Below are 12,516 nucleotides of genomic sequence, written 5' to 3'. Positions count from 1 at the left end.
CAGCTGGAGGAGCCGGCGAACGGGCCGCGCGCGTGCGGCACGCTGCCAGGGGGCAACGGGCGCGCCGAGGTGCCGTCGGCGAACAGGCTGCTGGGCGCCATCGGGTTGTAGCGCGGCTGGTTGTACATGTTCTGCATCGCCTTCTCGCAGCCGGTCAGCAGGAGCGCGCACAGCAGCAGGACCGCCCTCATCGGCGCACCTCGCTGATCTTGATCGGCTCCAGGTCGGCCAGCATCTGGCGGCTGCGCCCGGCATGGAAGGTCGGGTCGCTGGCCGGCAGGCACAGGAAGAAGCGGTTGCGCGAGGCCAGGTCGAAGTCGGGGGCGCCGAACAGCGGATGGATCAGGCGCGGCAGGCCGTTCGCGGCCAGCATGCTGATCAGGGCGGCCAGCGCCGCGCCCAGCACCGTGATCTCGAAGGTGGCGGGGATGAACGACGGCCAGCTGTGCAGCGGCCGCCCGCCGACGTTGATCGGGAAGTTGATCACCGCCGAATACCATTGCAGGAAGTAGGTGCCGCCCCCGCCCAGCAGCGCGCCGACAAAGGTCCAGGCCTGCACCGCGTGGCTGCGAAATCCCAGCGCCGCGGGCATGCCCTCGATCGAGAACGGCGAATAGGCGTCCACCTCGCGGCAGCCGTTCTCGCGCGCGCGGCGCACCGCCGCCAGCAGCGCGTCGGCAGTGGGGAATTCAAACAGCAGGCCATACAGCGCGCTCATGCCGGCTCCCGCGTCGCGCGCACCAGCTGGCGCATCTCGGCGATCGAAATGACCGGCAGCACCCGGATGAACAGCAGGAACAGCCAGACGAACAGCGCGATCGAGCCGAACAGGGTGAGCCAGTCCCACAGGGTCGGGTAGAACATGCCCCAGGCGGACGGCATGAAGTCGCGGTGCAGGCTGGAGACGACGATGAAGAAGCGCTCCATCCACATCCCGACATTGATCACCAGGCTGATCAGGAACAGCAGCGGCACGCTGTGGCGCACCCGCCGCCACCACAGCAGCTGGGGCACCAGCACGTTGCAGGTCATGAACGACCAGTAGACCGGCGCGTACGGCCCGACCCAGCGGTTGATGGTCATGTAGCGCTCGAACTGGTCGCCGCTGTAGAAGGCGGTGAAGATCTCGGCCGCATAGCCGTAGGCGACCAGCCAGCCGGTGGCGAGCAGCACCTTGGCCGCGTTGGCCAGGTGGCGGCCGGTGATGAAGTCCTCCAGTCCGAACAGGCGGCGCAGCGGGATCGCCAGCGTGAGCACCATCGCGAAGCCCGAAAACAGCGCGCCGGCCACGAAATACGGGGGAAAGATGGTCGAGTGGTAGCCGGGCGTGTTGCCGATGGCGAAATCGAGCGACACCACGGTGTGCACCGACACCACCAGCGGCGTGGCCAGCCCGGCCAGCAGCAGGTAGGCGATCTCGTAGCGCGCCCAGTGGCGCGCCTCGCCGCGCCAGCCCAGCGCCAGCAGGCCATAGATGAACTGCTTGCCGCGCTGGCGGGGCGCCACCCCGGCGCGGTCGCGCAAGGTGGCCAGGTCCGGCAGCAGGCCGGCATACCAGAACAGCAGCGACACGGTGAGGTAGGTGAAGATCGCGAAGAAGTCCCACACCAGCGGGCTGCGCCACTGCGGCCAGACGTTCATCACGTTCGGATACGGCACGATCCAGTAGAAGAACCAGGGGCGGCCCAGGTGCAGGATCGGGAACAGCCCGGCGATGCCGGCGGCAAACAGGGTCATCGCCTCGGCGAAGCGGTTGACCGAGGTGCGCCAGCGCTGGCGCAGCAGCAGCAGGATCGCCGAGATGAAGGTGCCGGCGTGGCCGATCCCGATCCACCAGACGAAGTTGCCGATCGCGTAGCCCCAGGCCACCGGGATGTCCACGCCCCAGATGCCGACGCCCTTGATGAACAGCCAGGACACGGCGCCGATGAACACCAGCACGCCGGCGAAGCTGACGATGAACACGGCCAGCCACGACCAGTGCACGGGGCGCGTGAGCACCAGGTCCGAGATCTTGTCGGACACGCTGGCGTAGCCCCAGTGGCCGGCCAGCACCGGGGTGCCGCGCGACACGGGCGGGTGCTGCGCGGGCGGCTGCTCCGAGGCCGGCTGCGAGGACTGCAGGGGGGGCGCCGGCATCAGGGCAGCTCCGGGTCGGGGTTGAGGACGCGCGCCGCGTAGCTGGTGCGCGGGCGGGTGTTGAGCTCGGCCAGCAGCGCGTAGTCGAGCGGCGAGGCCTTGGCCCGGTTGACGCGGCTGGCCGGGTCGTTCAGGTCGCCGAACACGATCGCCCCGGTCGGGCAGGCCGCCTGGCAGGCGGTGATCACCTCGCCGTCGGCGATCCGGCGGCCAAGCCGCTCGGCATCGAGGCGGCCGCGCGTGATGCGCTGCAGGCAGTAATTGCACTTTTCCATGACGCCGCGCTGGCGCACCGTCACGTCCGGGTTGCGCATCGCCTTGTAGGTCTCGGTGTGCTGGTCGGAAAACTGCAGGAAGTTAAAGCGGCGCACCTTGTACGGGCAGTTGTTCGAGCAAAAGCGCGTGCCCACGCAGCGGTTGTAGACCTGGACATTCAGGCCTTCGCTGTCGTGCACGGTGGCGCCCACCGGGCACACTTCCTCGCACGGCGCGTACTCGCAATGCATGCAGGGCACCGGCTGGAACAGCGTACGCGGGCGTTCCCGCGGCCCCTGGTAGTAGCGGTCGACGCGGATCCAGTGCATGGCGCGTTCGCGCCGGACCTGTTCCTTGCCCACCACGGGGATGTTGTTCTCGGCCTGGCAGGCGATGGTGCAGGCGCCGCAGCCGATGCAGCTGTTCAGGTCGATCGCCATGCCCCAGCGATAGTGCGAATAATCGTATTGGGGGTACAGGTTCTGCTCGGGCGTGCGCGCGCTCGGTGCCGCCGTCGCCACGCGCGGATCGCGCCGGAATGCGTCGACGCCCACGACGCGCACCAGCTCGCGCCCCTCCATGCGGTCGTTGCCCTGGATCGGCGCGAACTGGTGGCGGCGCCCGGTCTTGGTGACGGCAAGCGTGGCCTGGCCGGTGGCGGCGGCGGCGGTGCGCAGGCGGTAGGCATCGAAGCCGACGCCGTCGCCGACGCGCCCGGCGGCACTGCGGCCGAAGCCCAGCGGCAGGGTGATGCAGTCGTCGGCATGGCCGGGCAGGATCCACACCGGGGCCTCGACCGCGTTCCCCTGCCCTGCCTCTTGCCCCAGCGCCAGCCGGACCACGTCGCCCGGTTCGAGCCCGAGGCGGCGCGCGGTGGCCGGGGCCAGCAGGGCGGCATTGTCCCAGGTCAGCTTGGTCAGCGGATGCGGCAGCTCCTGCAGCCAGCCGTTGTTGGCGAACTCGCCGTCGTCCATGCGCATGTCCGGCACGAACAGCGGCAGCAGCCCGGTGCGCACGGGCGGGGGCGCGGGCCGCGGCGCCAGCGTGGCGGCGGTGGGCAGGACAAGCGGCGACGCCGCGCTGCCGTCGATGATTCCACGTCCCAGCGCGCGCTGCCAGAACCCGTTGAAGTCAAACGCGCCGACGCGCGCGCTCCAGAAGCGGCGCAGGCGCGCGTAGTCGTTGCGTTCGGGGTCGTCCGCCAGCAGCGCCACCAGCTGATGCTCGCTGCGGCTGTCGTACAGGGGCGCGATCAGCGGCTGCACGATGCTCGCCGTGCCGTCGAAGGCGCGCGCGTCGCTCCAGCGCTCGTAATCGTGCGAGCGCGGCAGGTGCCAGTGGCTGCGGCGCGCGGTCTCGTCGCGGTACAGGCCCAGGTGGATCGCCAGCGGCACCCGCTTAAGTAGCGCCGCAAAGCCGATGTCGGCGGGCGCGTTGTAGACCGGATTGGCGCCGATCATGACCAGCGTGCCCACCGCGCCGGCCTGCATGTCGGCTGCGAGCGCCCCGATCGAGCCCGGTGCGCCGCCGGGCAGCAGGCGGACCGGATCGATGTAGATGACCGTGCGGCCGGCATTGCCCAGCCGGGCGTTAAGCAGATGCACCAGCGCGCGGCTAGGCGCCGACAGTGAACCGCCGCCCACCACCAGCGAGCGCCCCTGGTTTTGCGCCAGCACCGCAGCGAGCCGCGCTTCCCAGCCGGCCAGCCGCGGGTCGGTGCGCGCCGCGGGGGCAGGCGTGAGCGCGAAGCGCGCGGCCACGCGCGCCACCAGATAGTCGATGTCGGCGGGCGCCAGCGCCAGCCGGTTGTCGGCCATCGCCCCGAACAGCCCGGGCGTCGCTTCAACGGAAAACAGCCGGCGCGTGAACCCGGTGGCCGTGCTGTTTCTCCCCTGCACCAGCTGGCGCGCATTGGCGATGGCGCCTGGCCAGTCGCCGCCGATGATGTCGGCGTCAAAGCTGACGACCGCGGTGGCGCGCTCGCACTGCAGCAGCACATCGGCCGGGCGGCCGAACGCGAGGCGCGCCGCCTGGGCGTCCCGCTCGTCTTGCAGCGGATCGTAGCTGTGCCAGCGCGCGTTCGGGTAGCGCGCGAACAGCGCCAGCAACTGCGCGGCCAGCAGCGGCGAGCTGGCCGGGCCGGTCAAGATGCGCAGCCCGGCCCCGCCGTCCTGCTGCCAGCGCGCACGCAGCGGCACCAGCATCGTTTCGAATGCCCGCCAGGTGGATACCGCGCCGCTGCCCCATACGGTCTGGGAGCGGTCCGGGTCCCACATTTGCAGGATAGACGCCTGCATGAACACATCGCTCGCGCCAAGGGTCGCCGGATGCAGGGGATTGCCCTCCACCTTCGTCGGGCGGCCCATGTTGGACTCGACCAGCACCCCGTGCGCCAGCCCGCGCCGCACGAACGTCGATGCATAGAACAGGGGCTGGCCGGGGACCAGCTGTTCCGGCATCGCCACGTACGGCAAGATCTCCGTCTGCGGCGGCCCCTTGCAGCCGCCGGCGGCGAGCGCCGCCGATGCCGCCATCAGCCTGAGCGCAGTGCGGCGCGACTCGCTCGCGGCAGCGCGGCCGGCGGGGACAAGCGGAATGGTCGGATAACGGGGCATGGGTGTCAGCGATGGCAGGTCGAACAATCGGTCAGCCGGCGTGTACTTTGAAGGTGCAACATGCGATTCAGTTGCGTGACTTCCTGCGCGCTGAGCGGCCGTTTGTCTTGCATCAGGAAGACGTCACTCAGCGGCCCGACGTGCTGCGGCGCGCTGCGGTGGCAGGCCAGGCACCATTGCATTTCCAGCGAGGCGACCCGCACCAGCACCGGCATCCGGTCGACCCGCCCGTGGCATTCGATGCAGGCCACGCCTTTGCTGATATGGATGCTGTGGTCGAAGTAGGCGAAATCCGGGATCTTGTGGACCCGGTTCCAGCGGATCGGCAAGCCGGTGCTCGCGCTCTCGTGCAAGGGCGCGAGTGCGGGCGCATCCCGAAACAGTTGCGAGTGGCAGGTCAGGCAGATGTCGGTCGAGGGCAGCCCGGCAAAGCGCGACTTTTCCACCGACGTGTGGCAGTAACGGCAGTCGATACCGTCGTCGCCGGCATGGTGCTGGTGGCTGAAGCGGATCGGCTGGGAAATCGCGGTGGTACCCGCGCCGGGCGGCGCCATGCGCCACCTGGCGAGCGCGATCACAACCGCGCAAGCCAGCACGAAGCCGATAAAGCCGAGCTTTAGCACCAGAACGGTGGCGGGACGGAAGGCCTGGGTCATTGTGCAGGTTTCGAGTCAGGGCCTCCGATAGACCAAAGGACGGGGCCGCCGTTGCGTCCCTTCTGCCTGTGCTTGACCACGCCAGACTCGCGGCGGCGGCGACGGAACCTCAGCGGTCAAAGCTTGTCCCTGGCGGAATGCTCTTGCGCCGAGCGGTTCACTGGCGCGGGCACCCGTGGCCCGCGCCGCGCGCGTGCACGAAGGGCTACAGTAAAGCCTCCAACAGGTCGAAAGGTTGGCAATGCCAAAGATCACCGTCTTGCCGCACCCGGAATACGCACCCGAGGGCAAGGTATTCGAGACACAGGGACACCTTTCCCTGTGCGACGCGCTGCTCGATCACGGCGTCGAAATCGAACACGCTTGCGGCAAGGTGGGCGCCTGCACCACTTGCCACGTGATCGTGCGCCAGGGCTACGACTCGCTCAATCCGCCGGAGGAAGACGAAGAAGACATGCTGGACCGGGCCTGGGGGCTGCAGCCGGAATCGCGCCTGTCGTGCCAGGCGCTGGTGGACAACGAGGACCTCGTGGTCGAGATTCCCATGTATTCCATCAACCTGGAAAAGGAAAAGCCGCCCAAGCCCTGACTGAGGGTACATGGAACCGCCGCGCAGCAGGTGCAGTCGAACGCGAATACGGACGGGGGGATGTCATGAAGTGCACGTCCTTTCTGCGCGAGGCCGCATATTGCCTTGCCGCCTGCATGGTGTGCGGTTGCAGTAGCTGGCACGCCAACGAGCCTTCCGCAAACGCATCGGGCGAGCCGGCGTTGCAGCGGGCACCGGCGAGCTGGACCAGCGCCAGCGGCTTGACGGACAGCGGCACGGGTTCGGGTCCCGGTCCCGGATCGGCGGCAATCGCCGGTTCGGTCGGCATGGGAATGCCGCGCACGGACGGCGGTGCGATCGGCAGCAGCCAGATCGGCGCAACGGCGGCGATGCCGGGACCGGGCCGGACCGATGCCGCCAGGATGTGCGCGCAACAGCGCCGCCTCGATTCGGCGAATACGCCGGAGGAACGTGAGGCGCTGATCAACCAATTCCTGCCGGGCATGTCGGCGCAGATGCGCGACCAGCACCTGCAAGCGATGCAACAGCTGTGCAATGAAACCCCCATCCCCGGACCCGACTACGCCAGGTGAATGGCACTTCTCGCCGGTCGCGGTGATCCTGCACTGGCTGCTGGCGATCCTCATCGTTGGGATGCTCGCGCTCGGCTTGTACATGGTGAGTATCGAGGACGAACCGGGAGCGGACCGCTACTTCCACCTGCACGAGTCGGTTGGGATCGTCGTGTTTGCGCTGGTGCTGGCGCGCCTGGTGTGGCGCCTGACGCACCGGCCGGTGGGGCTACCGGCCACTGTACCGCGCTGGGAAGCGAAAGCCACGACGGTGGTTGAAAGACTGCTCTACGCCTGCATGATCGCGCAGCCGGTCATCGGCTTTCTCGGCGCGTCATACACCAAAAGCGGAATCGTATTCTTCGGCCTGCATCTGCCGGCCTGGCACCAGCCCAACCACGACACCGCCGAAACCCTGTTCGGGGTGCATGCGATCATAGCATCGATACTCGCAGTGCTCGCCGCCGTGCATGCGCTCGGCGGCCTGAAGCACCTGCTGATCAACCGCGACCGGATTTTCCAGCGGATGTGGTTCTGATGCTCTCAAAGCCCTGGGGTCAGACCCTAATTTCTCCGCAACTTTCGTGGATTGCCACAAAAGCCCCTGGGGTCAGACCCTAATTTCTCAGCAACTTTCGCGAATTGCTAAATAATTCGACTCTGACCCCAATTGCTGGGGAGAAAGTTGCTCGAAAATTCTACTCTGACCCCAATTAGGTTTTCTACTCTGACCCTAATTTGGTTTTAGTCGAGCTTCCAGGCGTAGTCGACCTTGGTCCAGGTCTGGGCCGGCGCGCCGTCCTTGGTGCCCGGCTTGAACTTGCAGGCGGACAGGCCCTTGATGGCGGCCTTGTCCAGGCCCTTGAAGCCGCTCGACTTCTCCACCTTGGAGTCAGCCACCGTGCCGTCGGCATTGACCAGGAACGACATCGAGGTCGTGCCTTGTTCTTCGTTCATCAGCGATGCCTTGGGGTATTCAACCTTGCAGCTCTTCGGATCGAAGCTGGCCGGTACCTCGGCAGCGAATACAGTGCCGGCCAGGCCGGCGAGGATGAGGGCTGTGGTGATCTGTTTCATAGTACTTATTGGTTATTAGTTACGTCAAAAAACTGGGTCCGGCGGCACGCTGCCTGCAGCGCACCGCCGCTACTCAGAACTCTTCCCATTCGTCGCCGGCCGTGGTCGCGGGCGCTTTCGGCTTGGACGCGGCCGGTTCCTGCGCCGCCGCTGCCGGCTGCGCTGGCGTTGCCGGCTTCGCAGACGCTGCCGCCTTCTTCAGCGCCGGCCGCCCAGCGCGCTTGGCCGCCGGACGCAGCGCCACTACTGCGGTCGACGGTGCAGCAGGCGCCGCAGGTGCCACCGGGGCCGGCGGCGTGTACGCCTCTTCGCCTTCGGCCAGCTTGAAGATGCTGACCACGCGCGCCAGTTCGGCCGCCTGGTCCTGCAGGCTTTGCGCGGCGGCGGCGGCTTCTTCGACCAGAGCCGCGTTTTGCTGGGTCATGCTGTCCATCTCGATGATCGACTGGTTGACCTGCTCGATCCCCGCGCTCTGTTCGGCGCTGGCATCGGCAATCTCGCCCATGATGTCGGTGACGCGCTTGACGCTGTCGACCACCTCGTCCATCGTGACGCCGGCCTGGCCGACCAGCTTGCTGCCGCGCTCGACCTTTTCGACCGAATCGCCGATCAGGGTCTTGATTTCCTTGGCGGCGGCGGCCGAACGCTGGGCCAGGTTGCGCACCTCGGAGGCGACGACCGCGAAGCCGCGCCCCTGCTCGCCGGCGCGCGCCGCTTCGACCGCGGCGTTCAGGGCCAGGATGTTGGTCTGGAACGCGATGCCGTCGATCACGCCGATGATGTCGACGATCTTGTTGGCCGAGGCGTTGATCGAGCCCATCGTCTCGACCACTTGCGACACCACCTGGCCGCCCTTGCTGGCGACGTCCGACGCGGTGGCCGCCAGCTGGTTCGCCTCACGCGCGTTGTCGGCGTTCTGCTTGACGGTGCCGGTCAGCCTTTCCATCGCCGACGCGGTCTTCTCGAGCGAGCTGGCCTGCAGCTCGGTGCGCGAGGACAGGTCGATGTTGCCGGCCGCGATCTCGCGCGAGGCGGTGCCGATGGTCTCGGTGCCGCGCCGCACCTGGGCGACGATGCCCACCAGGCTGTTGCGCATCTCTTTCATCTCGACCAGCAAGCTGCCGCGGTCCGAGGCGTGGGTGTCGATGGCGATCGACAGGTCGCCATTGGCGATGCTGCCGGCGATCCGGGCGGTGTAGCCGGGCTCGCCGCCGAGCTGCTTGAGCAGGCCGCGCGTGATCACCACGGCGGCGGCGATGCCCATCGCCATCGCCAGCGCCAGCAGCGTCAGCATGAAGTTGCGGGCACTGGCGAAGGCGGCCTCGGCCGAAGCCTGGCTCTGCGCGTTCTGCTGGTCCTCCAGTTGGCCCAGCTGGTCAAGCGCCTCCATCCATTTCTTCTGCGCCGGCCGGATTTCCTTGATCATCACGCGGGTCGCTTCGACCGCGTTGTCGGCCAGGTACAGCTCGGACGCCTTGGCGATGGCCGGCATCGCGCTCGCCTCATGCTGCTTGACCTGGGCCAGCAGCGAGCGTTCCTCGTTCGACGCCCGGGCCGCAAACACCTGCGACAGCTTGTCCTGCAGCGCGTCGTACTTCTTGGTCTGTTCCTTGAACTTGTTCAGCTCCGGCTCCATGTCGGCCGAATCCGTCATCAGGGTCAGCACCCGCAGCGAGGCGACCCGCTCGCTGACGTTATTGCGCATGTCGATGACCAGCCGGGTCGAGACGTTGTTGACGCTGACCACATGATCGAGCCGGTCCTGGATCTGCGCCATGCGCAGCAAACCGACCACGGTCACCGCCACCAGCAGCACCAGCACCAGTGCAAATCCCAGGCCGAGTCGCGTCCCGACCTTCATATTCGTCAAATTCATGTCGCCCCTATTCCTTCTCTGATTGTCGATTCTCGCTCGCCATGTCCCGGCGATACTTTTTTGCATTCATTCCGACTTTTCTGTGGAAATAAATGCATTGCCGTGAGGATAAATCAAAACTTGGCCGCAGCGACAACAATCGCTCGTTCCTCCCGGCAAATCTTTCAAAACATGTAACAATTAATGAACATGCAAAAGAGAAGCGAGTAGTGATTATAGGTAACAATCTTGCCTTACAGCAAGCAGCAGACGGCCGCGCCCGCGCAAATGCGGGGGCGGTGTGGTAGTTTGCCGACAGAGGGAGCGCGGCCGGCGGCCGCGCAAATGAGTCAGGCGCCGCGCATGCGGGCGGCGGCCTCGAGCAGAAGGCGGGGATCGCCGGCGGCCAGGCGCTTCGGATCCGACAGCAACTGGCGGAACGCGCGGGCGCCCGGCAGCCCGGCCATCAGGCCCAGCATGTGGCGGGTGATGCTGTTCAGCTTCAGGCCGTGGCGCCCGTACTGTTCCAGCTGCTGCGCAATATAGGGCAGCATCGCCTCGAGCACCTGCTCGCGCGTCTTCGGGGGCGCGTCGTCGCCGTAAAAGCGCGCATCCCAACCGGCCATCAGGTAGGGGTTGTGATAGGCCTCGCGGCCCAGCATGACGCCGTCCACATGCTGCAGGTGCAGGGCGACTTCGTCGTCGGACTTCACGCCGCCATTGATGATGATCTCGAGCTCGGGGAATTCCTGCTTCAGGCGGTACGCCACCTCGTACCGGAGCGGCGGGATTTCGCGGTTTTCCTTGGGCGACAGGCCCTTGAGCACGGCGTTGCGGGCATGGACAATGAAGGTGCGGCAGCCGGCATCGGCGATCGTGCCCACAAAATCGCGCACGAACCCGTAGTCCTCGGTCTTGTCGATGCCGATCCGGTGCTTGACCGTGACGTCGATCGACACCGCATCGCGCATCGCCTTGACGCAGTCGGCCACCAGCTGCGGCTCGAGCATCAGGCAAGCCCCGAACGCGCCCTTTTGCACCCGCTCGGACGGGCAGCCGCAGTTCAGGTTGATTTCGTCGTAGCCCCACTGTTCGCCCAGCTTGGCGCTCTTGGCCAGGTCGGCCGGTTCGCTGCCGCCCAGCTGCAGCGCGACCGGGTGCTCGATCCCGTCATAGCGCAGGTGGCGCTCCACGTCGCCGTAGACCAGCGCGCCGGTGGTGACCATCTCGGTATACAACCAGGCATGGCGCGTGATCTGGCGGTGAAACACGCGGCAGTGCCGGTCGGTCCAGTCCATCATGGGGGCGACCGACAGGCGGCGGGAAGGCAGCGGCGTACCGGCCGGCCGGCCGGTTTCGTGAGTGGGAGCTTGCATCTTGACTGAAATCGAGGCCGGGCGGGCCGGCGGCTACGGGTAGCGCGGGCAAATGCCCAAACCGGTCATTGTACCGCAGCGCCGATCAGGTTCGTAGTCGAACCGCCCGCTTTCCCGGATGCGCCGCCGTACACGGCGGCGGTCCGGATGGCCTCCCTAAAAAAATTTCCACATGGCATTTAATGAACTGATCAAAACGGTCGTCCTGTACTTGTGAGAGCGCGACGAAACCGCTGCTCCAACGCAGTCTTCACCGCCAACCCGATTAATTCAGGAGTGTAAAATGCTGAGCCTTCACACCAACGCAGCGGCCCTTTCCGCACAAAACTCGATCACCAAAACCCAGAGCGCCCTGTCGACCTCGATGACCCGTCTGTCGACCGGCTATCGCATCAACTCGGCAATGGACGATGCAGCCGGCCTGCAGATCGCCACCCGTCTGAAAGCCCAGACCAGCGGCATGGCCGTTGCAATGCGCAACACCCAGAACTCGATCTCGATGCTGCAAGTGGCCGACGGCGCGCTGAACGAAGTTTCCAACATCCTGGTCCGCATGAAGGACCTGGCAACGCAGGCGGCCGACGCCTCGTCCACCGTGGCCGACCAGAAGGCGATGCAGGATGAGTACGACGCCCTGGGCAAAGAACTGAATAACATCATGAACAACACCACCTTCGGCGGCAGCAAGCTGCTCAAGGGCGGCACCATTGAAAAGAGCATGACGTTCCAGATCGGCGCCACCAAGGACGAGAAGATGGATGTCGACCTGAGCACCCTGATGACTGACCTTGATGGTACCGCCAACGGCGACGTCGACACCATCGACGGTAAAGGCATGCTGGCCGTGAGCGAAGCGTACGATCAGGGGGCCATCGCGGGTTCGCGTGGCGGCGAGCTGTTCGACGTGACGAACTACGATGCCGATCCCACCACCGCCCTGGCAAGCGCCGGCGCCGACAAGGCCCGTTTGACCATCGACGTCCTCAGCGGTGCGATCGACCTCGTCGGCGCGGTCCGTTCGGGCCTGGGCGCGGCGTCGAACCGCCTCGAGCACGTCTACAACAACCTGAACAACATCAGCACCAACACCCAGAACGCAACCGGCCGCATCATGGACGTCGACTTCGCTTCCGAATCGTCGAACATGACCTCGAACCAGATGCTGCTGCAGGCTGGCACCGCAATGCTCAAGCAGACCAACAGCATGTCCTCGATGGTCATGTCGCTGCTGCAGTAATTTGGCCTTTCCCCGGCTTGCCCAAGCCGGGAACTGCCCAAGGCCAACCGCTCGGTTGGCCTTTTTTTCTTCTCGCCGGGACTGCCATGACCGCGATCGCACTGAACGTTCCCCTTGCCTCCCCCGTCACGTCGACGTCGAACGTCGGCGTGACGGGGGAGGCAAGGGGAACGTTCAGTGCGAT

11 protein-coding genes and 1 pseudogene are annotated in these 12,516 nt (G+C 66.5%); 4 read left to right on the top strand and 8 right to left on the bottom strand.

Annotation, left to right across the window (positions count from 1 at the left end; all coding sequences use genetic code 11):
• The 5 genes and pseudogenes from E4O92_RS19750 to E4O92_RS19730 form a co-directional block, all read right to left on the bottom strand.
• Nucleotides 1-191, bottom strand: a pseudogene (locus E4O92_RS19750) (c-type cytochrome); the annotation flags it as partial.
• Nucleotides 188-718, bottom strand: coding sequence for a DUF3341 domain-containing protein (locus E4O92_RS19745; RefSeq protein WP_135191374.1), 531 nt, complete (start codon nt 716-718; stop codon nt 188-190). The gene E4O92_RS19745 and the pseudogene E4O92_RS19750, both read right to left, overlap by 4 nt.
• Nucleotides 715-2,139 carry an NrfD/PsrC family molybdoenzyme membrane anchor subunit gene (nrfD, locus tag E4O92_RS19740; RefSeq protein ID WP_135191373.1) on the bottom strand — a complete coding sequence of 475 codons (1,425 nt, stop codon included), beginning with the start codon at nt 2,137-2,139 and terminating at the stop codon, nt 715-717. The genes E4O92_RS19745 and nrfD overlap by 4 nt, the downstream gene beginning before the upstream one ends.
• Nucleotides 2,139-5,009 carry a 4Fe-4S dicluster domain-containing protein gene (locus E4O92_RS25350; protein WP_167759839.1) on the bottom strand — a complete coding sequence of 957 codons (2,871 nt, stop codon included), beginning with the start codon at nt 5,007-5,009 and terminating at the stop codon, nt 2,139-2,141. Before E4O92_RS25350 ends, nrfD begins: the two co-directional genes overlap by 1 nt.
• 5 nt (nt 5,010-5,014) lie before the next feature.
• Complete coding sequence (locus E4O92_RS19730; RefSeq protein ID WP_135191371.1) at nt 5,015-5,665, bottom strand: cytochrome c3 family protein; 651 nt, start codon at nt 5,663-5,665, stop codon at nt 5,015-5,017.
• A 241-nt stretch (nt 5,666-5,906) separates the two neighbouring features.
• Here E4O92_RS19730 and fdx point away from each other — a divergent pair, with 241 nt between their 5' ends.
• From fdx to E4O92_RS19715, 3 genes are all read left to right on the top strand, one after another.
• Nucleotides 5,907-6,254 carry an ISC system 2Fe-2S type ferredoxin gene (gene fdx / locus E4O92_RS19725; RefSeq protein ID WP_135191370.1) on the top strand — a complete coding sequence of 116 codons (348 nt, stop codon included), beginning with the start codon at nt 5,907-5,909 and terminating at the stop codon, nt 6,252-6,254.
• Nucleotides 6,255-6,319: 65 nt separating this feature from the next.
• Nucleotides 6,320-6,808, top strand: coding sequence for a hypothetical protein (locus E4O92_RS19720; protein WP_135191369.1), 489 nt, complete (start codon nt 6,320-6,322; stop codon nt 6,806-6,808).
• Complete coding sequence (locus tag E4O92_RS19715; protein ID WP_135191368.1) at nt 6,771-7,325, top strand: cytochrome b; 555 nt, start codon at nt 6,771-6,773, stop codon at nt 7,323-7,325. The genes E4O92_RS19720 and E4O92_RS19715 overlap by 38 nt, the downstream gene beginning before the upstream one ends.
• A gap of 206 nt (nt 7,326-7,531) precedes the next feature.
• Here E4O92_RS19715 and E4O92_RS19710 read toward each other — a convergent pair whose 3' ends face one another.
• From E4O92_RS19710 to dusA, 3 genes are all read right to left on the bottom strand, one after another.
• Entirely contained in the window at nt 7,532-7,864 is a 333-nt protein-coding gene (locus E4O92_RS19710; protein WP_135191367.1) for an energy transducer TonB, read from the bottom strand.
• Between the two features lie 73 nt (nt 7,865-7,937).
• The gene (locus E4O92_RS19705; protein WP_206076911.1) at nt 7,938-9,740 is read right to left on the bottom strand and encodes a methyl-accepting chemotaxis protein; all 1,803 of its coding nucleotides are present in this window, start codon (nt 9,738-9,740) and stop codon (nt 7,938-7,940) included.
• A gap of 329 nt (nt 9,741-10,069) precedes the next feature.
• The gene (gene dusA / locus E4O92_RS19700; protein WP_135191366.1) at nt 10,070-11,095 is read right to left on the bottom strand and encodes a tRNA dihydrouridine(20/20a) synthase DusA; all 1,026 of its coding nucleotides are present in this window, start codon (nt 11,093-11,095) and stop codon (nt 10,070-10,072) included.
• A gap of 283 nt (nt 11,096-11,378) precedes the next feature.
• Here dusA and E4O92_RS19695 point away from each other — a divergent pair, with 283 nt between their 5' ends.
• The gene (locus E4O92_RS19695) at nt 11,379-12,332 is read left to right on the top strand and encodes a flagellin N-terminal helical domain-containing protein (protein WP_135191365.1); all 954 of its coding nucleotides are present in this window, start codon (nt 11,379-11,381) and stop codon (nt 12,330-12,332) included.
• The last annotated feature ends 184 nt before the right edge of the window (nt 12,333-12,516 follow it).

It is taken from the genome of Massilia horti (assembly GCF_004614195.1).
GTDB classification, from domain to species: Bacteria; Pseudomonadota; Gammaproteobacteria; order Burkholderiales; family Burkholderiaceae_D; genus Telluria; species Telluria horti.
The sequence above is the reverse complement of the archived record's forward strand: the minus strand, read 5'-3'. Positions and strand labels throughout refer to the sequence as shown.

What these genes read in the sequence shown, in the direction of transcription:
- nrfD (WP_135191373.1), bottom strand. Translation starts at nt 2,139, where the DNA reads ATGCCGGCGCCCCCCCTGCAGTCCTCGCAGCCGGCCTCGGAGCAGCCG.
- fdx (WP_135191370.1), top strand. Translation starts at nt 5,907, where the DNA reads ATGCCAAAGATCACCGTCTTGCCGCACCCGGAATACGCACCCGAGGGC.
- E4O92_RS19745 (WP_135191374.1), bottom strand. Translation starts at nt 718, where the DNA reads ATGAGCGCGCTGTATGGCCTGCTGTTTGAATTCCCCACTGCCGACGCG.
- dusA (WP_135191366.1), bottom strand. Translation starts at nt 11,095, where the DNA reads ATGCAAGCTCCCACTCACGAAACCGGCCGGCCGGCCGGTACGCCGCTG.
- E4O92_RS19695 (WP_135191365.1), top strand. Translation starts at nt 11,379, where the DNA reads ATGCTGAGCCTTCACACCAACGCAGCGGCCCTTTCCGCACAAAACTCG.
- E4O92_RS19705 (WP_206076911.1), bottom strand. Translation starts at nt 9,740, where the DNA reads ATGAATTTGACGAATATGAAGGTCGGGACGCGACTCGGCCTGGGATTT.
- E4O92_RS19710 (WP_135191367.1), bottom strand. Translation starts at nt 7,864, where the DNA reads ATGAAACAGATCACCACAGCCCTCATCCTCGCCGGCCTGGCCGGCACT.
- E4O92_RS19720 (WP_135191369.1), top strand. Translation starts at nt 6,320, where the DNA reads ATGAAGTGCACGTCCTTTCTGCGCGAGGCCGCATATTGCCTTGCCGCC.
- E4O92_RS19730 (WP_135191371.1), bottom strand. Translation starts at nt 5,665, where the DNA reads ATGACCCAGGCCTTCCGTCCCGCCACCGTTCTGGTGCTAAAGCTCGGC.
- E4O92_RS19715 (WP_135191368.1), top strand. Translation starts at nt 6,771, where the DNA reads ATGAAACCCCCATCCCCGGACCCGACTACGCCAGGTGAATGGCACTTC.
- E4O92_RS25350 (WP_167759839.1), bottom strand. Translation starts at nt 5,009, where the DNA reads ATGCCCCGTTATCCGACCATTCCGCTTGTCCCCGCCGGCCGCGCTGCC.